Here is a 261-nt window from a genome sequence, read left to right on the forward strand (position 1 = left end):
AGGTGAATATGGCTTAAATGATATTTGTATTGGTGTACCAGTAGTTTTAGGAAGAAATGGTATTGAAAAAATAGTTGATATTCCTTTAAGTGATGCTGAAAAAGAACACATGAAAGCAAGTGCCGAAGGTGTTAGAAAAACAAACGGTTTATTAAACGTTGAAGCTTAATGCTTTAACCTTAAAATAACATTTAAATAAAGACTGTAGTAATACAGTCTTTATTTTTATATATTTGGCGCATGAACGCAAAATGGTTCTTT

The 261-nt window shown here is 29.9% G+C and carries 1 pseudogene; it reads left to right on the forward strand.

Annotated features, from left to right (window positions below):
- Positions 1 to 169, forward strand: a pseudogene (locus tag FUA24_RS23530) (malate dehydrogenase); the annotation flags it as partial.
- Positions 170 to 261: the final 92 nt, after the last annotated feature.

Source organism: Seonamhaeicola marinus (assembly GCF_008085455.1).